This window comes from Pseudoalteromonas sp. NBT06-2 (assembly GCF_002276045.1).
Taxonomy (GTDB): Bacteria; Pseudomonadota; Gammaproteobacteria; order Enterobacterales; family Alteromonadaceae; genus Pseudoalteromonas.
Genome location: NZ_NQMR01000058.1, coordinates 1 through 22,726, shown reverse-complemented (window position 1 = coordinate 22,726; position 22,726 = coordinate 1). Strand labels below are relative to the sequence as shown.

Genomic DNA, 22,726 nt, shown 5'->3' with positions numbered 1-22,726 from the left:
TTGTATCGCTTCATAGGTTTGCTATTGACAGCTTTCTCCGGTCAACGTTGGTACAGCAACGGTGGAACCCGCAGTGCCTTTGTTGCCTGAAATTCCAAATTCAATCGAAGCTCCGGGCGCAATAGTGCCATTCCAGGATAACGGTGTTGCCGTATTTAGCGTACCTAGCGTGACATTGGCATTCCAGGCATTAGTTGTCACGCTGCCATCGGTAAATTGCCAACTGACTTGCCAATCATCCATTGTTTGGTTACCGTTGTTAGTAATAACAATTTTGCCGTTAAAACCGCTTTGCCAATCATTAACGACCTCAAAGCTACACACGCTATCACCATTATTTTGATCCGAAACAGTAACCGTTTTGCTCATCGTGTCACTAAACGTACCATCACTGACAGTTAACGTAATCGTGTAGGTACCGGCACTGGCAAATGTGTAGCTCACTAATTCGCCAGATTCGGCAACACCATCAATCCTCCAGCGATATGTTAGTGCGTCACCATCGGCATCACTTGACGTACTGGCATCAAAATCAACGACTAGATTACTCGTATTAACTGAGAAGTCAGCAACTGGCGCACGATTCGTTGGTGCTACACCATTTGTAGTACACTCGCCAAAGCTGACATCGCCACTGAAGCTACCTTGGAAACCAAAGGCGACTGACTGCCCTGGATTGAGTGAATTACCACTGGCGACAATAGCATCATCGCTGGTTGCGACATCTGCATTCCAGCTATTTGAGATCGCAATGGGACCGGAAGTACTGATGCTTGCTTGCCAATCTTGTGTCACGCCAGAGCCTATGTTGGTTACAACAATATTGTTCATGACAACACCACCTGACCAAGTATCAATTGAACCTATTTCGCATGTTAGCGAATCGACTACAGTTTGCGTTAAGTCGATTTCCTGGCTAATCGAATCACTCAGCCCTTCGTTGTCAGTCACTGTTAAGGTGACCATAAACTTGCTAGCAGTCGAATAACTATGAGAAGTGGTTATACCGGTTTGAGTGTTAGCATCGCCAAAGTCCCAGCTTGCCAACAAACCCGCGGTGGTATCGTCTGTTGCGCAGTTCGCGTCGAAGGATGCCGTTAGATCTTGCTTATTGACCGTACTTGTAAAACACGCAACTGGCGGCTTGTTTACAATCGGATCATTAACATTAATCGTGACAGTTGCGGGTGTAGATGCAACATTATCATTGTCAATAGCAACGTAGGTAAATGAATCTACTCCGGTAAAATCAGTATTAGGCGTAAATGTAACCTTATCGTCAACTAATACAGCCTCACCATTGGCTGGTTGCGTGCTCAATTCGTAGCGCACGACAGAACCGTTGTCATCGGAACCAGACAGTGTAATCACAGTTGCGACATTCTTGTCGGTTGTCGCCGCTTTAGCTTCTGCCACTGGTGGACATGCGATTGTACAAGACATAATAAAGTTAATACTTACGGTCGCCAGATTCGATATTGCACCTTCAGCGTCAGTCACTGTGAAGCTAAATTGATCATTGAGGGTGTTGCCTGCATTCGGCACATACGTGGCGGTGTTATTACTGATCGTCACTGTACCATGAGATGGCTGGCTGGCGATGTCATAAGACACAATACTGCCATCAGGGTCGCTACCTTGCAGGACAATCATTTTGGTTTCATCGACGTCAATATGAATGGTTTGTGAAACCGCAGAAGGCGCTACATTCGGGCAATCAGGTTCACAGTTGTCACTAATCGGCTCTAACGCTGTCGCACTGGTATGAAAGATTTTGTCGCTCGTTAGCCAAATTACCTGACCTGTGTTGAAATTGGACTCAGATAAGTACCAATCGCTAGTGCTGCCGTCTGGTGAGAAACGATCTGGGCTACCCCAGTTTGGCATAGCAAAGTGGAACGAATAAGGTGGCGCCTGACGAAATTCATAATGATACCAGCCATTACCTAGAATCGTTGTAGGATCCTCGGGCTGAATGACCGCACCAGTACCCACATAATTGCTCAGTGCAGAATTATCTGGCTGGTAATAAATTTCAAACGTTGTCGCAGCCGGCGTTGTTTCACACACTTCAGAGGAAGCAGGTGATTTCAAACCAGCATAATCAACAGCAATAACTTTAAAGCAGTATTCAGTATCTGGAGTCAGTGGTACAAAAGATGCTTTATCAAACATAGTGCTGGCATAAAGCGCGTAACCTGCACCTTTTGGATTCATCAGAACTTCATATTTCTTTACTTGGCCATTATCCGATGCGGGCTCCCAGCTGACTTCTACTGAAGAACCACTGGTAGCAAGTGCTGAAACTTGAGTTGGCATATTAGGCGCTAAAACATCGGCAGGAGCAGGAAGCGCCTCATCAATGTAAGCTAAAACTGCCACCAAGTTAGCGTTCCAGTTAACGGTTATCTCGTTGGAAGAATAGTTGTTCCAGTGATCGGCAAATGATTTTGCTGGCGTTTCGCATGGTGTACCATCCGTTTCAGGACCACTGGTACCGTCCGATACTAAGTCATTTTGTGGGCCACCGGCTATCGCACCTGGGTAAGGTATCGCAATCGCTTCTGCAACCGCTGTAACGGGCGTTGCTTTAGACTTCAACCAAAAACGATGATGGGGTTCCTTCGTTGGATTTTCACCATATCCTGTCATATAGGCACGGTCGAGCGCATTGACACCCATAACATGATCCATCGTTTTGGTCATACCATCCAGATATTGGTTGTCGCCACTCATTCGATGTGCAAACCCCAGCTGGTGGGCTGCAGCTAAAGTGAATGAACCAATAGAGCCCCATGGGTAAGTCTGGCTGCCTGTACATTCTCCACCAATGGGCCCGGCATTCTTAGGTTTTAATGGCGTCAAATAACCTTCGCTACTGATGTTGCTAAGCAGCGTATCACTATCACTCAACAAGTTATCCTGCAATTGAGCAATTTTCGCCGGCGGGAGGTCAATACTGCCTTTATTCAACAACAGAGAATAATGCCCTGCATTGGCTACTTCCGCCCAGTCAAAGGCAGTATAGTTAGCAAAGTGTGGGCTATCGAGAAGAAACTCTTTATATTCTGCTTTACCAGTTGTAATAAATAGCTCAACGGCGGCCCAATAAAATTCATCAGACACCGTATTATCGTTATACGGCCCACTGCCCATGGACGCATCGCTGGAGGCAAAAAGAGCGGGATTGTTTAGGGCGGCTGCCCAAGCAATTTCTGCTCGTTCGATTAATGTGACGTGGTAAGGACGACTGTCACCATCAAAGCCTGCCGCTGATGGATAGTTTTGCCATAAACGGGCTGCTTGAGCCATGACAGCAGCGCCGTTCAGCGTTGCCGAAGTAGACACAGGTTTAATCGTTCGTTTAGATTGAGGGTTCCCCCAATAAATACCGTCATCATCAGCGGGTACTAATGGGAACGGTGCCCAGTTTTGCCAAGATTTTTTATGGTGAATCATACCAGGATAAGGCGCTTTGTTCTCTGGTACTTGCATGCGAAGAATAAAATCTAGCTCATAGCGAGCTTCATCAAGAATATCCGCAATAGCATTACTATTTTCAGGGATATATAACGAACCATCCGCGTAAGATAATGGAATTGCCTCATAAACATGCTGTAGCATCCATGTGTAATAGCCACCATTAACAACATAGGCGCCATAATCACCGGCATCAGCATGGCCACCTCGTACATCCAGTGAATAAGAGCATGAGCTGGATGAATCCCAATCGGAAGGAAGGTCATCATCGCACTCTAAGTTGGAGTCCATTAGATGGCCTGCTTTACGAGCAAACTCAGCTCCAACGTATTTTGCATCTACTTTTTCGCCTAAGCGTTGATGATAAAAATACATCGCTGCATCTTCTTTCATATAGGTATAAGTGAAATCACTAATTTTAAAGGCGTAGCTTTGTTCTCCCGCAATTTCCAGATAGTAACCCGTGCCTGTTGTAGTAACTGTGGAGAAATTAATGTGAGACACATTATCACCTGATGCCTGATCCGTGCCAAATAACGTGGTCACGCCACTGCTAACCAATGAACCGCTGGCATCTTTAAGCTTCCATGCAGTGCCAGCAGGTCCAACATAAACGGCCATTTTCGGCTGAGTGGGCAAATATCCGTGTTGATTAACGCGGATAGTGTTAATTGGCTTTATTTCCGCTGCTGCTGGTGGTGAGTTCAGCAAACCAGCGGTGATGCCTATGGCGACCGCAGTGCTTACTAAGCACTTACTAAGTAAGTTGTTTTTCTTCATTTGATATTCTCTTTCTTCTTGTCGTTTTAAAGAATTTGCGACGATTTAGTCGTAAAATACCTACAATTATAGATTTTAGTGGTTTTTAATTTTCTGACGTTTCTATTTAACTCGCCCGCTCAACACCGGAATTATTTTTTCTATCCGGTGCATCAAAACGAAATGTAACGATCACAATAAACACAAATGTAAGCGCTTACATGGCTGGCAACACAAATACTCAACCTTTGTAAATAAAATGTCAAGTTTTTGTTTGTATTTTTATGCGGATGATTATTTTATCTGACGAAAAACGATCTAACTAAAAGTCATATTATTAGATAGTAGAACGATGTTGGCTGTACATTATAAAGAGGATATAACTCTATCTGGATAGTCCCGAACGTAAAAAAATCATTGTTTTTATGCCCTTTATCGAGGTTCGAGTTCGACAAGGAAAAGAAGGACACTAAACAGGCTGCTCAACCACTCGATGTGAACGGCTCATTACCATAGAGTTTACTCAGCTGTTTGACCGTCAAAGTCTGTGTGATATTGAATCCAATCAAGAAGCTCAGAGTGATAAACTCTACCACCTTGGTAAAAAAGTAATCTCTCACTCTATTTAATCAGAGCCAACCCGATGAACTCAATCAGGTGCTGTTTTATATATAGGATTTTAAATGTAACTTTGCTTTTGCCATCATTAGAAATAATAATGACAAAATAACAATGTATTACACCCTTCTACTGAAAATAATTAAAACTCTCAACTAATCGAATATCATCGACTGCAGCACCTAACATTACTTGAAATTCACCTGATTCTGCTAACCAATTATTGGTTTTGATGTCCCAAAATGATAAATCTCTTTTTGTCAGTTTGATACTTACCGTTTTTGATTCACCAGGCTGTAAAAATACTTTATCAAAACCTTTAAGCTCTTTTAAAGGCCGATCTACACTTGATTTTTTATCGTTTAAATAAAGCTGTACAATCTCAGCACCAGCTACTTTGCTAGTATTTGTCACTTTTGCCGTTACAGTTACAGTTTGATCCCCTCTTAGATTTTTAGTGGAGAGTTTTATATCGCTATAGTTAAATGTACTATACGATAAACCATGGCCAAAACTAAATGTTGGTTTTATATCTTGTTTTTCAAACCAACGGTAACCAATAAATACACCCTCTTTGTAAAGTGACTCTTCTGCGTTGTAATCATCAAGTGCGATAGGTGCTGTATCTTCAAGTGTTTCAGGCAAGGTAATTGGCATTTTACCGCTTGGGTTAATATCTCCCATTAAAATATCCGCAAAAGCATTGCCTGCTTCCATACCGCCATACCAGCCCCAAACAATACTGTTTGCTTGTTCAGCCCAAGGCATTTCAACCGCAGAGCCTGCCACCATAAATACCACAGTGTTTGGATTGGCTTGTAGTAGTTTGGTAATGATTTCATCTTGGCTGTTTGGTAACTTCATGTCCGGGCGATCTATTGACTCTCTATCATCACCATGGCTTAAACCGCCAAAATAAATGACTACATCAGCTTTTTTAGCAGCCGCTAAATATTGTGCTTCTTCACTAAATAAACTCCCAGGAGCATCCCAACCTAAAGTAAATGACTGCGAACCATCATAGTTAATTTCAAATGCATAATTTTCTTTGTCATTTAAGTTAACGGACTTATCAAATACCTCACCATTTTTGCTTATGTGTTCAATCACCAGCTTGCCATTAATTTTTAACTTAAAATCACCTTTTGCTGCTATTTTAAGTATATGTTCACCTGTTTTAAGCGGTTTAATATTAGCTTTCATAGTAACATATGAGGTAGTTTTACTATCATTTGCTTGATATTTAGAATCAACTATCCATGATTCATTATTCAGTTGAGAGCGTGCTTTATCATCATAATATGAAATGTTCCAAGCTGGGGTGCCTGTCCAATGACGACTTGCCACATAATCACTGGCTATCGGCGCTAATACATTACTTCTTGCACGCATTACTTTGATATTGACATCTTTACCTAACTTATTTTTAAGCCCTTGTAATGGCGTAATTTCATATAAAGATTTAACCTCTGAAGATCCCCCTCCTGTGCCATGCTTTTTATCTGAATTTGGCCCTAATACCAGAATATTTTTAATTTTACTTTTATCTAAAGGTAAAACGGCTTGACCATCTACTTTTTCATTTTTTAATAATACAACACCATCAGCCGCTATTTTTCGTGCATCAAGTTGATGTTGTTTAGTATTTCTCTCACCTAATTTGCGATTTTTGTCCATCATACCTATGGTATGTTGCACACGCAAAATTCGTTTAACTTTATCATCGAGTGCAGCTTCAGGTACTTTGCCAGACTTAATCATATTATATAATGGATCTGCCAAAAAATAATCATTGTAACTGGTAACGTCTGTACCCATTTCTAAATCTAAACCATTAATAGCAGCATCATATGTATTAATATCAACATTCCAATCTGTTAATAAGACACCTTTAAAACCCCATTCTCCTTTTAAAATATCCATTACTAAATGTTTACTTTGATTGGCATTCGTACCGTAATATTCATTATAAGCGCCCATCATACCAAGTACATCAGCTTCTTTAACGGCGGCTTCAAATGCCGGTAAATATACCTCTCTTAAGGTTCTTTCATCAGGTTTTGCATTTACGCCTGTACGATTCAGCTCTTGTGTATTTAAAGCATAATGTTTAATTGTGGCTGCAACATCATGTTTTTGAATCGCTTTAATTTGTGGTACTGCTAACTTAGCAGCAAGAATAGGATCTTCGCCCATATACTCAAAATTACGACCATATAAAGGTAAGCGTGCTAGGTTTACGCCAGGTCCTAAAATAAAGTCCTTTTCTCTATGGCGAGCTTCACTACCTAATACGTTGCCATGTAATTTTGCAATATTAGGATCCCAACTGGCAGCAACTGACGTTAAATGTGGTAAATAAGTAGAATAATCATCTGTCCAACCTGCAGAATCCCAAGTATGTCGCTCTATTTGATGACGAACACCATGTGGACCATCTGATAACCACATTTCAGGTATGCCCACTCGTTCTATGGCATTTATATGAAACTTTCCACTGGCATGTACTAAAGATACTTTCTCTTTTAAGGTTAACTTTAAGAGTAAAGCTTCAACATCAGCTTCTATATTATCTCTTTTTTTATCTACTTTTTGCCCAGCAATCGCAGATAAGCTCATAGCCGTTGCAATAAATAATGATAATTTTGTTTTTCTATTCATGATATTACCTAATTAATATGTAAAACGCGTAATTTGTTTAACTAATTTTTGCTGTACTTCACATAATTCTGCTGTAGCTGTATGTAATACATCTACTTCATAACTTAATTGTTGTGCGCCCATATCTACTTTCTCCATGCCGCCTTTAACGCTTTGTGTACCACCATCACCTGAAAAATGTTTAACAGTACCGATTTTCAGCTTGAAATCCTTTATAAACAGTGCTCTGTAAGCCTTTTACAATTGAAGATGCGTATGATTTTACAATTTGAGAGTATTCAAAATAACCTTCATATGTAGTACCCCATCTATCATCTCGTACAACGGAAACCGTAGGTACAAAGACCCAATCTATTCAAGTTACCATCACTTCAGTTGCCGTAATAGTCCCTATTTTTTCAATTAATCAGGGTTATTAGCCGCACCTAAACTGACATTATGAGGGAATAAAGTCGCCCCTATTACATTATTGTGGCCATGAACTGCATCAGTCCCCCCACATGGTAGGAATATTAATGCCATCAATTGATGCATGAAACATATCTTCTGCTAAATTAATCCTATCATCTGGTGTTGCATGTTTATTATTATCAGGAAAAGCCCCACCGCCATTTAAATGAGAACCAAATCCATATTTACGCATATCCTCAACTGTAATATCGCGGATTTCAGGTTAGATCATTTGTGTAATTTTTGGCTCTAAAGTCATTCCATTAATCAAATCGATGACTTTAGATTCCATTTCAGAGTCTTGTTTAACTGTGATATTTAGCTTTGACCAAATGTTAGTTGCTTTACTGACTGAGTGATTTTTATCTGCTTGATCAACTTTCATTGCATTGGATTCATGCCCACTACAACCAATTAAACTCGTTGTTATCCCTATCGCACACAGCAATTTTAATTGTGAGCTTTTCATTATAATTTACTCCCTCTCAAACCGTAATAAGCAATAAAAACAAAACAAAATATCGGTAAGATAAAAGACATTTGAACACCCGCTGAATCTGCTAAAAAACCTTGCAGTAGAGGTAAAATCGCCCCACCCACTATGGCTAAACATAAAATGCCTGAGCCTTGACTGGTATGCTGATTTAATCCTCTGAGGGCTAAACTAAATATCGTAGGGAACATAATTTAATTACATAAACCGATTAACAATACTGCCCACATAGCAATTGAACCTGATGCGACTATGGCTACAATTAATAATAAAATGGCACAGCAGGCATTAAAAAATAATACGAAACCCGCATCAACTTTTTGCATAACGGCAGCGCCAATAAAGCGCCCCACCATAGCTCCCCCCCAAAAGTATGTAAGATAATGAGCCGCCTCAGACTCTTCTAAACCTGCAATATTATCTAGTGCCATAAAGTTAATTAAAAGGCTGCCTATACCCACTTCAGCACCAACATAAACAAATATGCCAACAGCACCCAAAATCAAATGTTTATGCTGCCAAGCTGATCCTTCACTTTTTTTATTATTTATTTCTGAATCAGAGACTTGTGGCAATTTGATAAAAGCAAAAACAGCCGCTAAAACAAGTAAAGATAATGCCAATAATAAATATGGCATCTGCACGGCTTGCGCTTGCATCATCTTTTGTTGTTCAATCGATTCAAATGATTGAGATGCAATACCTAAAATCAGTATACCACCAAAAAATGGCGCTATAGTTGTGCCTAATGAGTTAAAAGCTTGTGTCATAGTTAAACGTGAAGATGCTGTTTTTTCATCACCTAGAATGCTTACATAAGGGTTAGCCGATACTTGCAAAACAGTAATACCTGATGCCAATACAAATAATGCAGCTAAAAATACAGGATAACTATGTAAAAATGCTGCAGGGTAAAATAACCCACACCCAATACTTGCAATGACTAAACCAAGTACAATGCCCTTTTGATACCCTATTTTTTTTACAACCCCACCAGCTGGCATTGAAACTAAAAAGTAAGCGCCAAAAAAACAAAATTGAATCAGCATTGCTTGGGAATAAGATAAATCAAAAACATTTTTTAAATGTGGGATCAAAATATCATTCAGACAGGTAATAAGCCCCCACATAAAAAATAAAGATGTCAATGAAATGAGCGCAAAGTTATAATTTTGCGATGAATTTTCACCTAATTGATCTCTTGCATTTGTAACCCCAATTGAACTAACCATAAATTTCCCCTCGTTCACTTTTTTATAACAGCTTAAACTGAAGTCTTTTTTAATTGTGATATTAAATACTCTGTTTGTTGGCTTAATTTCGTATTAAAAAAACATAATGTTAAAAGTATTGACCTTTATTTAATAAACCTCTAATCTCAGTGTAAGCGCTTTCATTTATATCACAGATAAGATTAAGCGCAATATTTTTTACAAAAAAATGTAAGCGTGCTCAATATATGACAACGTGATCTTTGTGTGAAAAAAGAAAATTTAAACTGGAACTAAAAAATAAGAATTTGGCTTAATATGAAAATATCGTTACCGAACAATTCAAAAATGAACTCTAAAAACTTTACATTTGGCGTTGCCACCGCTTCGTTTCAAATTGAAGGTGGTGTTGATGAACGCCTACCTTGCATTTGGGACACTTTTTGCGATAAAGATGGAAAAATTGTTGATAGATCAAATGGAGATGTTGCTTGTGATCATATCAATAAGTGGCAACAAGATGTTGAATTGATTGATTCTCTTGGTGTAGATGCCTATCGGTTATCAATTTCGTGGCCCCGTGTTATTAAACTTGATGGCACTTTAAACCAAAGTGGTGTTGATTTTTACATTAACTTATTAGATAAATTAAAAAACAAAAATATCAAAACATTTGTCACTTTATATCATTGGGACTTACCGCAGCACTTAGAAGATAAAGGTGGTTGGCTAAATAGAGCCACTGCTTACGCTTTTGAAAGTTATGTTAATTTGATCACTAAAGCCCTTGGCAACCGCGTAGATTCTTATGCTACCTTAAATGAACCATTTTGCAGTGCTTTTTTAGGTTACGAAGCAGGTATTCATGCACCTGGGATCAAAGGTAAAGAGTTTGGCAAAAAAGCTGCACACCACTTATTACTTGCTCACGGTTTAGGGATGCGAGTATTAGCGAAAAATAGCCCAAACAGCCAAAATGGTATTGTTTTAAACTTTACGCCTGCTTATCCAAAAACTGATTCATCTGCAGATATTATAGCAGCACAAAAAGCGGATGATTATTTTAATCAGTGGTATATCAAACCAATTATGGATGGCGCCTACCCTGAGTTATTAAATGAGCTACCACAAGAGAACCACCCTGATATTCATGAAGGTGATTTCGATATCATAGCCACACAGCTGAATTTCTTAGGTATAAACTATTATACTCGCGCAGTATATGAAACTGATAATTCAGAGTTATTCAAAGAAGTACCGCCTAAAGATGTTGCTATTACAGATATAGGCTGGGAAATTTATCCTAAAGGATTCAGTCATTTATTAGTGTCATTAAATGAGACTTATACTTTGCCACCCATTTATATTACTGAAAATGGTGCTGCAATGGCTGATAAAATTAAAGATCATGAAGTCAATGATATTGACCGTATTGCATATTACCAAAGCCATTTAAATGCAGTTAATGATGCAATAGAACAAGGTGTTAATATTAAAGGTTATTTTGCATGGAGCTTAATGGATAATTTTGAATGGGCAGAAGGCTATACCAAACGTTTTGGCATTGTTTATGTTGATTATCAAACCCAAATACGTACCATAAAAGCAAGTGGTTACGCATATAAAAACTTTATTAACCGAAGAACTTAACCGCTGAGGTAAACATGCTTTCAATTAAAGAAAAAGTAGCCTATGGCCTAGGCGATACCGCAAGCAACATCATTTTCCAAACAGTAATGATGTTTCTATTAATTTTTTATACTGATGTTGTTGGTTTATCGCCCGCAGTTGTTGGTACGATGTTTTTGATTGTACGCATTTTTGATGCGGTAACTGATCCGTTAATGGGTGCACTTGCCGATAGAACTAAAACTAAGTGGGGCCAGTTTAGACCCTACTTACTATGGTTAGCTTTGCCTTTTGGTATTTTAAGTGTGCTTGCATTCACTACACCTGATTTATCAGATACCAACAAAGTGATATATGCATTTGTTACATATACCTTATTAATGATGGTTTATACTGCTATTAATATACCCTATTGCTCATTAGGCGGTGTATTAACTGCAGATCCAAAAGAGCGTGTTTCCGTTCAAACTTATCGTTTTATTTTTGCAATGTTAAGTGGTGTACTCGTTGCTGCGTGCACTATGCCATTAGTTGAATATTTTGGTAATGGCGACTCAGCAAAAGGCTATCAAATGACCATGATAGTAATGAGCATTTTTGGCGTTGTTTTATTTTTGTTATGTTTTGCAGGTACTAAAGAACGGATTTCAATACCTGTAAATCAAAAAATTTCATTTAAAGACTCAATGAAACAGTTATGGTTAAATGATCAAGCAAGATTGTTATGCCTTGCTGGTGTGTTTTTATTAACCGGTCAAGTATTACGTTTCACCTTAGCTGTTTACTACGTAAAGTACTTTCTTGGGCGCGAAGATCTGATCACCACCTTCATGACAATTGGCATGGTAGGGAGTTTATTAGGCTGTGCTATTGCGCAACCTTTAGCAAAACGTTACTGTAAAATAAAATCTTACATTAGTTTACAAGTGATTGCTGCCATTATTTGTATTTCAAGTTTTTTCATTGGCAGTGACCAAGTGATATTAGCCTGTGTTTCTTTCTTCTTTTGGAAATTCTTTTTAGATATGGCAACACCATTACTTTGGGCTAAAATGGCTGATGCGATAGATTACGGTCATTGGAAAACAGGTGTACGTATCACAGGAATGGTTTATTCAACAATTATCTTTTTCATAAAGTTAGGTGTTGCATTTGGTGGTGCACTCGCAGGTTGGGCACTGGCATATTATGGCTATCAAGCTGATGTTGCTCAAACTAAAGAAACAACGCGAGGCATATTGGTTTCATTTACCTTATATCCTGCATTAGGGTCATTAATTGCAGCTGCTATTATGCGGTGGTATATTCTAGATAATAAAAAAGTTGAGCAAATACACCAAGAGCTTAATGCCATAACAAATTAGTTTTTATGATAAAGTAACCCCAATAACAGGGTTACTTTTTGTTTAAGGAAAGAAATGGCAACAATTTATGAAGTGTCTGAATTAGCAGGTGTCTCTTTGGCAACAGTCTCTCGTGTGATGAACAATAATGCGCGAGTCAGTGATAAAACCAAAGAGAAAGTTCTAGCAGCCATGAAACAGCTAGATTACCGCCCCAATTCAATTGCGCAGTCTTTGGCATCTAACTGCTCAAATAGTGTCGGTATTTTAGTATCTGAGCTAAGCGGTTACTTCTACGGCGCGATGCTGAGCGGTATTGAATCAAAGTTAAGAGCGGCACATAAACACGTTATTATTGCTGCAGGTCATGCTGAAGAAGCAACTGAAATAGAAAGCATTGATTTTTTAATTGGTCGTAATTGTGATGCCCTCATTTTGCATGTTGAGGCTGTATCTGATGAATACCTAATAAAACTAAGCCAAGGTTCTATTCCTATTGTGTTAATAAATAGATATGTTGCAGAAATAGCAGATCGGTGCATTAGCCTTAACAACGAACAAGGCGGTTACTTAGCCACAAAAGCATTACTTGACAAAGGTCATAAAGAATTAGCGGTCATTTCTGGTCCACTTTGGAAAAAAGATGCTAAAAACCGCTTAATTGGCCATAAAAAAGCCTTAAAAGAGTTTAGTTTAACTTTTAATCAAGATTTACTTGTTGAAGGTGACTATAATGAAAGCGGAGGTTCAAATGGTATGCAGTTATTACTTGAAAAAAAGGTTAATTTTACTGCTGTTGTATGTGCTAATGATGAAACTGCATCTGGTGCTATGACAGTTGCTAGAGAGCATAAATTACATTTACCCTCAGATATCTCTATCATAGGGTTTGATAATACAATTTTTGCACGTCACTTATACCCAAAGCTTTCCACTATAAACTATCCAGTAGATAAAATGGGTCAAATGGCTGCAAACTGGGTGCTTAAATATGTATATCAAAATGACAGTATCAATATTGATAATTTATTCAAGCCTGAATTAATTATCAGAGACTCTATCTCTGCGCACAACGACTCTATTACTCCAAATCTAAAGATTTCTTAATCTCAAGGTGCTAAATGCACCTTGCCTAATCTGTATTGCAATATATTTATTAAAACTGTATCTGTTTTGCTTTTTTATTATCCCTATACTGCTTCCACACTCAGAAATTAAACAATAACAATCAAATTTAAACGAGATTTTCAAATAAATACATTGAAGATAACGACATTGCTAATTTGGTAATATCAAAAATAAAATGAATAAGGATAAATACAATGACAATACTGATAGAAACACCACGTTTAAAAATGAGAGAATTTACTTTAGATGATTTAGATGCCGTATATGCGTTTTCAATTAATGAAGACGTGACCAAATATACAGGGGATTTAGGGCTAGTAAAAACCAAACAAGATGCTGTCAATGTGATCACCAACGTTTGGCAAGCAGAATACAAAAAATATGGTTATGCCCGTTATGCATTGTTGTGCAAAGAAACAGATAAAGTCATTGGATTTTGTGGTATCAAATACCTACCTAACGAGCAACGTCCAGACATCGGCTATCGCATGTTGCCTGAATATTGGGGCAAAGGCTTAGGTTATGAAGCTGTTAAAGCAACAATGGATTATGCAAAAAATGTATTAAAACTTGATAATCTCATAGCTGAAGCTGTTGTTGAAAATATCGCTTCGAATAAAATCTTACTCAAAGCCGGTTTAAAGCATGTTGATACATATGAACGTGGGGGCTTTACATTGAATCGTTATGAATAAATTATTCTCAACACTCAATTCTACTAGGTTAATTCTTAATGACGTTCAATCAAATGATGCCAAAGATATATTTAAGATGCTTTGTGATAAAGATGTTGTAAAGTTTTATGACTTTGACGTTTTTAATAATATAAGTCAAGCAAGTGAACTCATAAATAGTGATTTCCAAAAATATCAAAATGGTACACATTTACGTTGGGCTGTAAGAGATAAAAACTCATATGAATTTATGGGTAGCATAGGTATTAAATATATTGATGAAAATCACAGTGCAATTTTAGGCTATGAATTTAAAAAATCGACTTGGGGCAAAGGTATCGCAACAGAAGCTTTGCAACAGGTCATACGTTTTTTACTAAAAGATGATTTTCTTAAAGCACATACAAGTAAAATAATTAACCGAATCGAAGCTTATACAATGCAAGGTAATAGCGCATCTGAAAAGGTTTTATATAAGCTTGGATTTCAAAAAGAAGGTTTATTAAGACAACATGGGTATTGGAAAGAGCAATTTCATGATCTTAATATCTTTTCTATATTAAAATCAGATGATTAAGTATTTATGAAATTCAATTCCCTTAAGAAGTAGCTGTCATTTGATCTGATCTTGAAGGTTAAAAAAGTATAAAATATATTTAAAAAATATCTTTTAGACTAAAATGGATAAAAAGAAAAGTCAGCGCGAAACTATTTTTACTTATGTGCTTAAACTCACTGTTTTAGCAAGCTCTGATGAACATCGAGAATTGCTGTTATGTCACTTATGCTTAACCTCAATTTATTTAAGTCTTATTTATCTTTATGAAGCTAGGCTATTTTTCTATTGCAACATCAAAAATTTTATTATGGGGTATCAGCGGCTTTACTGTCTTACAAAAAGTTATCGCATTTATGTTTATTGGTAGTATTCTATTAGCTTCAGCTTTTCAATTTCAAAAGCTTAAAACTACAAATACTTGATCGAAAAAGCCCTAACAAAAAATGTTAGGGCTTTTTTAAATGCAAGTTTATGTGCTACATGGAAATGCGCGATTTCAGCAAGTCGAGAAGGACGGGTACAGGTAACTAACGCGAAATTTTAAAATCTATCTGGACCATTGAACTAGCCTCTACTGCCTCACCATTTTCAAATTTAGGAGCATAACGCCATTTATCCAAAGCTACTAAAGCCGCTTTATGAAAACCCTTTGATTCTTCAGGGTTAAGTACTTTTGCATCAGTCACAAAGCCAAAATCAGAAATTGTAAATTCAATTTTTACTGAACCATCCTTCCTTGCTCTTGCCATCTTCTTTGGAAACTTCGGATTTGCTCTATATAATGGTCTTTGTTCTTGATTATTATCCCATGGTCTCATTTTACCTATTGCGATACAGTGCTTGGTTGCTTCGTCACTTTTTCCTGTTTTTTCAAGTACATTAATTAAAAATGCATGGGTATTTAGCTCTAACGGGTGTGTTGGGCCTTCTAATGCTTCAAATACAGCTAAGTTTGATTCAAAGTTATCTGCTGATTTACTATATTTTTTCCGTGCCAAGTAATATTTACCCGCATAAAAATTAGCTTTGACCACACGTTTATCATTAGCAGGAAAATGTTCGGTCAGGTATTGCTGCGCATCTAAAATCATTTTACTTTTTCTAGAACCTATGGCTAATAACTCAATACCCGCATCTAAAGTGATCACCGCCTTCAATAAATCATTTTTTTCTGGTTGCTCATCTATCACTGTGAGCGCTTTTTTATAATATCGCTCAGCCAAATCATGCTTTTTAAAAGGGAGAGACTTAGCATAAGCAAAATATAAGTCGATTAACTCGATATGATATTTACCTAATTGTTTTTTATAAATATCAATTAAAGACTCTAACAGTGCTCTTGCTTGCTCTACTTTATCAGTATGATTATAAATTGAGGCTAAATTAAACCCTAAACGCGCCGTATTAATATCTTGATCACCGTATACTTGTTTACCAAGTTCATATGATAATTGTGCAAATTCAAGTTGTTTTACCTTATCAGATGTTTCAACAGCCGCTTGATATTGATTATAAGCATCTTTAAATTGCTTATTTACTTTATTTAAATCACTTGCTGATACTATCAAAGGTAATATAAAGGCGATAGCTAAGCTTAATTTTTTTAATTTCATACTCTTCCATGATCTAATCTAAATTAAAGGCCAAATATGTCAACCGATTGTACCTTTTTATCCAATAATTTTTTTATATCCTATCGCCATTATTAACCCTAAAAAAGCTAATAGCAGCACTAATGCAAGCCCAACGATGCCTAATACTTTGTCAATTGAATCTATTCCAGTCCATTGTAAATAATGAATTTTATACATTCGATTTATAAAATCTGTATCTTTACCTTGTTGATACAAACTCATTTTAGACCAATTTAAACTGATCCTAATATTTGTATCTGTCACTATCTTTAAACCATCAATACTTATAATATTACCGTATCTTAGAGGGTTATGTGCAATCGCATCTTTAAGTAAAGTTTCAATTTGTATTTTTGTTGGTGCTGTAACTACATTTAATGTAGTTGGATCTCTTTGTTGCCAACCCTTATCATTTTTTATCAGTAAGTGAGTACCTAAAATAGACCGTATTCTTCGGGTTTCAAGCCAAGTTTCATTACCTTTATATTGCATATCCTCAATTAGTGGATAAGTTTTAATTGGCAAACTTTCATATGCAGCCTTATAACCAGGTTTGATAAAAAAATAAACACCCGTAATTGTCCAAGCAACAAAGGGAAAAATCATTATAAAACCTAAATATTTGTGTAATTTTTTCATTTATAAATCAGTTAATATCCTGTCATTTCTAAAAAGCCTATGCCTTGATGGCTGCCATTAAAACTGACCATGCCTTCAAAATATTCAATGCCAAAACGCATGATTTGATCTTTATTAATCGTTTTTACATCAATATCAATTTCATGGGATTTTATTTCAATTTTAAAATGGTTTGGATAAGTATTTTTATCATTATGATTTAATAATATCAAATTAACGTCATCTTGTGTGAACGTTTCAATATCACCATTTTTGTGCATTAAGCTGGCGTATATAAAGTCTGTATTATCAGAACGTATGCGATAAACCATAAGTGCTAACTCAGATTTTAAACGAAGAGAAAACCAATCCCAACCTTGTTGATCTGACGCTAACATTTGAGAGCCCCACTCTCTATCAAACCAAGCATTTCCTTCTACATTAAGCCATTTTCCATCAAGAAAGACTCGCCCATTTACTTCAATAAAAGGCTGAGAGTAATAATGGCTAGCAATGTCTAAATCAGCATGTTTTTTATTATAACCTTGCTCACCTTGTAAATAGAATTGATTAGCACCTTTTAATTCCAATTCTACTTGCCATTTTTTGTCATCTTTACTATCTGAAAAATGAAGATTTGCAGGTAATAAATCAGATGAAGATTGCCATATCCAATCGTCAATTGAAGCACTAAAGGGGTTTATTGATATTTCAAGATTACCAAGTTCTTCACGGGCATTTCGAAATGCTGATAAATGTTGTTTTTCATCACCTAAGGCAGCATGAGAAAAATACCAATGTTTACCATTAATAGCGGTACGAAATAATGTCCATTGCACAGCTAAATTATCACCATTTTCAGTAAGTAAATTTGCAGTGATATACCACCATTCATGACGATAAGTCTTTTTAGGAGTATGAGCATCTGGGAAGTTAATTTTATTATTGATAGAGGGTTTTTCATAGTTTTGAGTTTTATCTGCTAGTCTATGCAATGGGCTCACATATGCTTTTTTCTCTAAATTAACTTCACTGCAAGCTACGAGTAGTAATAAGATCCCTGTGAGTATAAATTTCATAAACGACCTTTTACATTGATTTTACTAAGCACAATTGTTAAAGCCGGAATTAAGCATATTAAGCCAATAATACTGCTACTAATAAATGAGGATGTTTCTAACAATAATGGCATAGACCATCCAAAAGAGCTTGGTAACACTTTGGACACTAATACATCGGCTAAAATAGTCGCTATAGGCCAGCTCAGTAAAATACAACCACAAGCAAGTAATAGCCACTGTATTAACATATGGATAAATAACGCTGATTTACTGTACCCTAGACTGATTAAAATGAAGAGATCAGATTTTCTAGCAAGTTCCAAATTATTTGCTGATAAAAACAAACCAAAACAAGCAATTGATAATAATACCACGGCTATTGCTTGTGTTAGTAAAAAGGTTTTTTTAAACACTATAAGCGCCATTTTTTTAATTTGAGAAGGTTGATACAACTGACTTTCATCTATATTAAGCTGCGCGATCAGATCTGTCATAACATCATCATCAAATGATTTAAAATATACACCAAAACCAATTTCTTTTAACCTCTTTAAATGTGTTATAGCCAACTTTCGGGCAATAGTTACTTCAAAACTAGGATTGCCATAATCAAAGTAAATGCCTGTCACTGTACAAGAAAAAGTAACGCTTGTTGAAGTATTTTGTGATATTGGAATCATATCCCCTAATAAAATATTACGCTTCAATGCTAACTGTTCGTTTATAAAACAGCTTTTGTCTAATACTTGATTCAGTGATTGACTTAGCTTAGATTTAAACACAATTGAACTAAACTGCCTCTTTGAATTGATAGTATTAACCGCAACTGTATTTTTGCCAACTTTTGCTTTAGCATCATAATATAAAAGAAATTCATCTACATTTGAGTGTTGATTCAGCCAGTTTTCTATCTTTTCTTTTTCTCCCACTTTAAACCTAATATATAAGTCTTCGTTTAAGTGTTGATCTAAATACTTAGTAAATGCAGATTCAAAGCTAGAGACCATTAATGCGGCTGCTATACTTGTTGTTAACGCAATATAAAATGTGGCTAAAGGCAAAAATCGAATTGATATCTGATTCTTCAAATCTTGTAATATAAAATTTATTTGGTATCGCGATATGAACGTATTTAATACTGAAAAAATCAGATATAAAAATAATGGTAATAAAGCCGTTGTGATGATTAATAAAACCCCATACTTCAACATAATAAAATGCCAATTAAATTCAGGCATTGTAAAAAAGACAAGGCTAGTTAAAACGACAAATAATAAGAGGTTTTTAATGAATCTACTCTGAGTTAAATTCACTTTACTTTGCTTTGCATAAAGAGAGATTTCTTTGCTCTTGATTAATTTAAATTGATTAAGTAACGCCAAGAAAACAGCAAAACTTGAAATAATTAAAGACCAGAGAAAATATTGCCAATCCCATTGAAAATGGCCACTTGATTGCAACTGATACAATTGAGACAAAGTAAAACCTAATAAAGGTAATAAAAAGCTGACCATCAAAATTGATAGTATCAGCCCCAATACACTTGATAATACAATCAAAAATAATGCTTCAAACATTAAAGCAAGTTTTATTTCAAATAGACCCACACCTAATAAACGTAATTGCGACATTAATTCACTACGCTTATGCCACGCTTGATTAGCGCCTTGAAAAGCAATAAATGCACTGACAATAAAACCAAGTATTGATAATGCAGTTAAGTTTAGATGTAAAGCATCAGCGAAACCCGAACGCTCCTTTATATCAAATGACTGCTGTAAAATAAGGTGTTCAGGTAACAGCTTACTTAAGCTGTATAATCGATCTTGAGTCATTTCACTGACAATTAAATAACTAAAACCAGTATATTCAGGGAATATTGACCAAGCATGAGCTATATCTAACAATGCAACATTGTGCCATAAATTTGACTTTATTTGTTTAACAGCAAAAGTATGATTATTTACTAATCGAAGTTTGGATGGTAACTCTAATTTTAGCTTTTGGGCATATTCAGCAGACAATAAAATGGCATTAGGATTATAGAGATCTGGTTTTGATATACTCAATGCTAATAGATCTATTGCTTTAAAAGATACCAGTTTATTATTTTTTAATCTTTTTTTAAATGATAGAATAGGCTGTAATTCATAAAAACCTAATTTTCGTAATTTAGCAAAATCTTTTTTTGTAACCGTATTGCCTTGCTTAGGCACTATATAGTGTGCAACGGGGCTTTCAAGCAGTATATTAGCTTCTTTATATTGTTGTTTACTTGCATGATTTAAAATTAAAATGCTTAACAAAGTACTGGTTGCAATGGCTAAGCTTACAATAAAGCCAATATTGAGTAACAGCTTTTGCTTATATTCAGCTAACTGAACTTTAAAAATGAGCATAAGTTGCTTCATATAGCTAATCAGCCTCAATTTCAAGAGCATTAACTTGAGTTAACTGACCACAAACTAAGCGATAAACCTTATCCATTCTCTGCGCTACTTGCTGACTATGTGTGACAATGAGCAAAGCCGTATTATACGTTTTGGCTAAACCTGCTAATAAATCAACTACTGTATTACTATTTTTAAGATCAAGATTACCGGTTGGCTCATCAGCTAATAACAATTTAGGTTTAGCGGCTAATGCCCGTGCAATTGCCACTCTTTGTATTTCACCGCCAGACAACGTTGCTGGAAATTTATTTAATAAATGCGCTAGGCCTAAGTTTTTAGTAAGTCGCTCATTATGTTCATGATCAAATTTATTTGCTAACTTAGCACTGAAGGCGATGTTATCTCGTATATTCAAGCCTGTCAGTAAATTAAATTGCTGAAAAATGATCCCTAAATCATTTTTACGTATGAGACTTATCTTTTTATCGGCTGCATTTTTGATATTAATATTGCCGATATGAATATCACCACATTGAATAGGCTCTAAGCCGCAAATCAAATTTAGTAATGTCGTTTTACCACTGCCACTATCTCCCATTAAAGCAAGTGATTCACCCTGATCTAACTTTAAATTGATATCGCATAATATCTCTCGACCATGAGTACCATCATCAACTAAATGTTTAAGATTTTTGATCTCTAACGCCATTCTAATTCCTTTTATTTAAGTTTTTTAAATTAAGTGTTGTTTACTTGAAATAGAGTTATACCAACTTTTTTAAATTAATGAACGAATATAAATGACTAAATATTAATAGAATTCGTCTCAATTAGGTTGATAAATAAATACGTTTTCTAATGATACTTTAAAAACAGCTGATATTTTAAAAGCGACCTCTAATGACGGTGAATACTTAGCAGATTCAATTGCAATAACCGTTTGGCGACTCACACCCACTTCATCAGCTAATGCCTGTTGTGTCATTTCATTATGATGAAACCTTAGTTGACGAATATTATTATTGATACATAATTTTGCCATCATTAAACTCCTCTACGTGATAGCCAAATTCGTATAAAAAAAGTAGCTAGTTCAGATAATAAAAATGAAATAACTAAAATATGAAGTGGTAAAAAAGGAATGTTTTGATGCAAGCCTATCACCCATTCATTAGATTCTAAAGCATACTGTCCTATGGCAATTACAATTCCCACTTTTAAAATCCAATTACTGTAATAACTGCCTTTTAATTCTATTAATTGCTCACGTTCATCTAATGGCTTATCTGCATCTTTATGATTAATAAAAGCCAATATCACTGAAGAGATGATCATAAGTACTACTGAGTACATTACAACTTCAAATAATACACCTATGATCAAGCTGCCATCAGCTAATTGTGTATTATTAAATCCTAAAATTTGATTCATGTAATAATTAAAAATGATCACGGTTGCAATAAACTCCAACCATAAACTTTTTTCTCGAAAACTTATATTCATAATATGGATTCCTTTACTCATTTTATGTTAATAAAACTTAACTTGGTGTTAAACATACTTTACATGAAAATGTATTCCTAAAAACTAGGAGTGTCAAATATACTTAACACAATGAATATTATTCTTTATTTTCAATAAGAGAAAATACCAGAATGAATCTCAGTATACAAAAAGTGATTTAAGTTATTTTATGGAGGTACAATTACGATGATTTATTGAATGAGTATTTATTTTTAAGTAAATATATATAAATTTATATTTTAATTAACAATTTCAGCTGTTAATTGATAACTATGGGATGAATTAATTATTTTTGATGTGATTAAATTGAGGATTTTAATAAAGTAATTTATCTTAGATAAATGGCGGAGTGGACGGGACTCGAACCCGCGACCCCCGGCGTGACAGGCCGGTATTCTAACCAACTGAACTACCACTCCGCAGTGGCATCTATTTGTAATAAAATCAGTTTTATTCATATTAACTATGAATGGCGGAGTGGACGGGACTCG

The 22,726-nt window shown here is 35.9% G+C and carries 15 protein-coding genes, 1 tRNA gene and 3 pseudogenes; 6 read left to right on the top strand and 13 right to left on the bottom strand.

What is annotated here, in order from left to right; translation table 11 throughout:
• Window positions 1-21: 21 nt before the first annotated feature.
• Window positions 22-4,260 carry a glycoside hydrolase family 9 protein gene (locus CJF42_RS12760; RefSeq protein WP_095367053.1) on the bottom strand — a complete coding sequence of 1,413 codons (4,239 nt, stop codon included), beginning with the start codon at window positions 4,258-4,260 and terminating at the stop codon, window positions 22-24.
• Between the two features lie 479 nt (window positions 4,261-4,739).
• Between CJF42_RS12760 and CJF42_RS12755 the strand changes: the two are divergent.
• Window positions 4,740-4,868 (top strand): annotated as a pseudogene (locus CJF42_RS12755) (DUF4372 domain-containing protein); the annotation flags it as partial.
• A 118-nt stretch (window positions 4,869-4,986) separates the two neighbouring features.
• On the opposite strand, the gene CJF42_RS12750 reads toward CJF42_RS12755, so the two are convergent.
• The 4 genes and pseudogenes from CJF42_RS12750 to CJF42_RS12740 all read right to left on the bottom strand — a co-directional run bounded on the left by CJF42_RS12750 (window position 4,987) and on the right by CJF42_RS12740 (window position 9,693).
• Window positions 4,987-7,518 (bottom strand): glycoside hydrolase family 3 C-terminal domain-containing protein, encoded by a 2,532-nt coding sequence (locus CJF42_RS12750; RefSeq protein WP_095367052.1) that lies wholly within the window; start codon window positions 7,516-7,518, stop codon window positions 4,987-4,989.
• Window positions 7,519-7,530: 12 nt separating this feature from the next.
• The gene (locus CJF42_RS29540) at window positions 7,531-7,656 is read right to left on the bottom strand and encodes a hypothetical protein (RefSeq protein ID WP_502694792.1); all 126 of its coding nucleotides are present in this window, start codon (window positions 7,654-7,656) and stop codon (window positions 7,531-7,533) included.
• A pseudogene (locus CJF42_RS12745) lies at window positions 7,642-8,437 on the bottom strand (glycoside hydrolase family 3 N-terminal domain-containing protein); the annotation flags it as partial. The pseudogene CJF42_RS12745 and the gene CJF42_RS29540, both read right to left, overlap by 15 nt.
• Window positions 8,437-9,693: pseudogene (locus CJF42_RS12740) on the bottom strand (sugar MFS transporter). The pseudogenes CJF42_RS12745 and CJF42_RS12740, both read right to left, overlap by 1 nt.
• A 297-nt stretch (window positions 9,694-9,990) precedes the next feature.
• Here CJF42_RS12740 and CJF42_RS12735 point away from each other — a divergent pair.
• The 5 genes from CJF42_RS12735 to CJF42_RS12715 all read left to right on the top strand — a co-directional run bounded on the left by CJF42_RS12735 (window position 9,991) and on the right by CJF42_RS12715 (window position 15,023).
• Entirely contained in the window at window positions 9,991-11,322 is a 1,332-nt protein-coding gene (locus tag CJF42_RS12735; protein WP_095367051.1) for a GH1 family beta-glucosidase, read from the top strand.
• Between the two features lie 14 nt (window positions 11,323-11,336).
• Complete coding sequence (locus CJF42_RS12730; RefSeq protein ID WP_095367050.1) at window positions 11,337-12,665, top strand: glycoside-pentoside-hexuronide (GPH):cation symporter; 1,329 nt, start codon at window positions 11,337-11,339, stop codon at window positions 12,663-12,665.
• Window positions 12,666-12,719: 54 nt separating this feature from the next.
• A complete protein-coding gene (locus tag CJF42_RS12725) occupies window positions 12,720-13,751 on the top strand; it encodes a LacI family DNA-binding transcriptional regulator (RefSeq protein WP_095367049.1) in 1,032 nt (343 codons plus the stop codon).
• Between the two features lie 215 nt (window positions 13,752-13,966).
• Window positions 13,967-14,467: a GNAT family N-acetyltransferase gene (locus CJF42_RS12720; RefSeq protein WP_095367048.1), complete on the top strand. Its 501-nt coding sequence runs from the start codon at window positions 13,967-13,969 to the stop codon at window positions 14,465-14,467.
• Entirely contained in the window at window positions 14,460-15,023 is a 564-nt protein-coding gene (locus CJF42_RS12715; RefSeq protein ID WP_095367047.1) for a GNAT family N-acetyltransferase, read from the top strand. Before CJF42_RS12720 ends, CJF42_RS12715 begins: the two co-directional genes overlap by 8 nt.
• 509 nt (window positions 15,024-15,532) lie before the next feature.
• On the opposite strand, the gene CJF42_RS12710 is transcribed toward CJF42_RS12715, so the two are convergent.
• The 8 genes from CJF42_RS12710 to CJF42_RS12675 form a co-directional block, all read right to left on the bottom strand.
• Entirely contained in the window at window positions 15,533-16,618 is a 1,086-nt protein-coding gene (locus tag CJF42_RS12710) for a TonB family protein (RefSeq protein WP_095367046.1), read from the bottom strand.
• A gap of 57 nt (window positions 16,619-16,675) precedes the next feature.
• Window positions 16,676-17,245 carry a hypothetical protein gene (locus CJF42_RS12705; RefSeq protein WP_141235551.1) on the bottom strand — a complete coding sequence of 190 codons (570 nt, stop codon included), beginning with the start codon at window positions 17,243-17,245 and terminating at the stop codon, window positions 16,676-16,678.
• Window positions 17,246-17,289: 44 nt separating this feature from the next.
• Window positions 17,290-18,336, bottom strand: a complete 1,047-nt coding sequence (locus CJF42_RS12700; RefSeq protein WP_095367044.1) for a lipocalin-like domain-containing protein — start codon at window positions 18,334-18,336, stop codon at window positions 17,290-17,292.
• Window positions 18,333-20,717, bottom strand: a complete 2,385-nt coding sequence (locus tag CJF42_RS12695; RefSeq protein WP_252097601.1) for an ABC transporter permease — start codon at window positions 20,715-20,717, stop codon at window positions 18,333-18,335. The genes CJF42_RS12700 and CJF42_RS12695 overlap by 4 nt, the downstream gene beginning before the upstream one ends.
• Before the next feature lie 16 nt (window positions 20,718-20,733).
• Window positions 20,734-21,420 (bottom strand): ABC transporter ATP-binding protein, encoded by a 687-nt coding sequence (locus tag CJF42_RS12690; protein ID WP_095367042.1) that lies wholly within the window; start codon window positions 21,418-21,420, stop codon window positions 20,734-20,736.
• A 117-nt stretch (window positions 21,421-21,537) separates the two neighbouring features.
• A complete protein-coding gene (locus CJF42_RS12685) occupies window positions 21,538-21,753 on the bottom strand; it encodes a helix-turn-helix transcriptional regulator (protein WP_095367041.1) in 216 nt (71 codons plus the stop codon).
• Between the two features lie 2 nt (window positions 21,754-21,755).
• Entirely contained in the window at window positions 21,756-22,214 is a 459-nt protein-coding gene (locus tag CJF42_RS12680; protein ID WP_095367040.1) for a hypothetical protein, read from the bottom strand.
• 363 nt (window positions 22,215-22,577) lie between these two features.
• Window positions 22,578-22,654: transfer RNA gene (locus CJF42_RS12675), tRNA-Asp, on the bottom strand.
• Window positions 22,655-22,726: the final 72 nt, after the last annotated feature.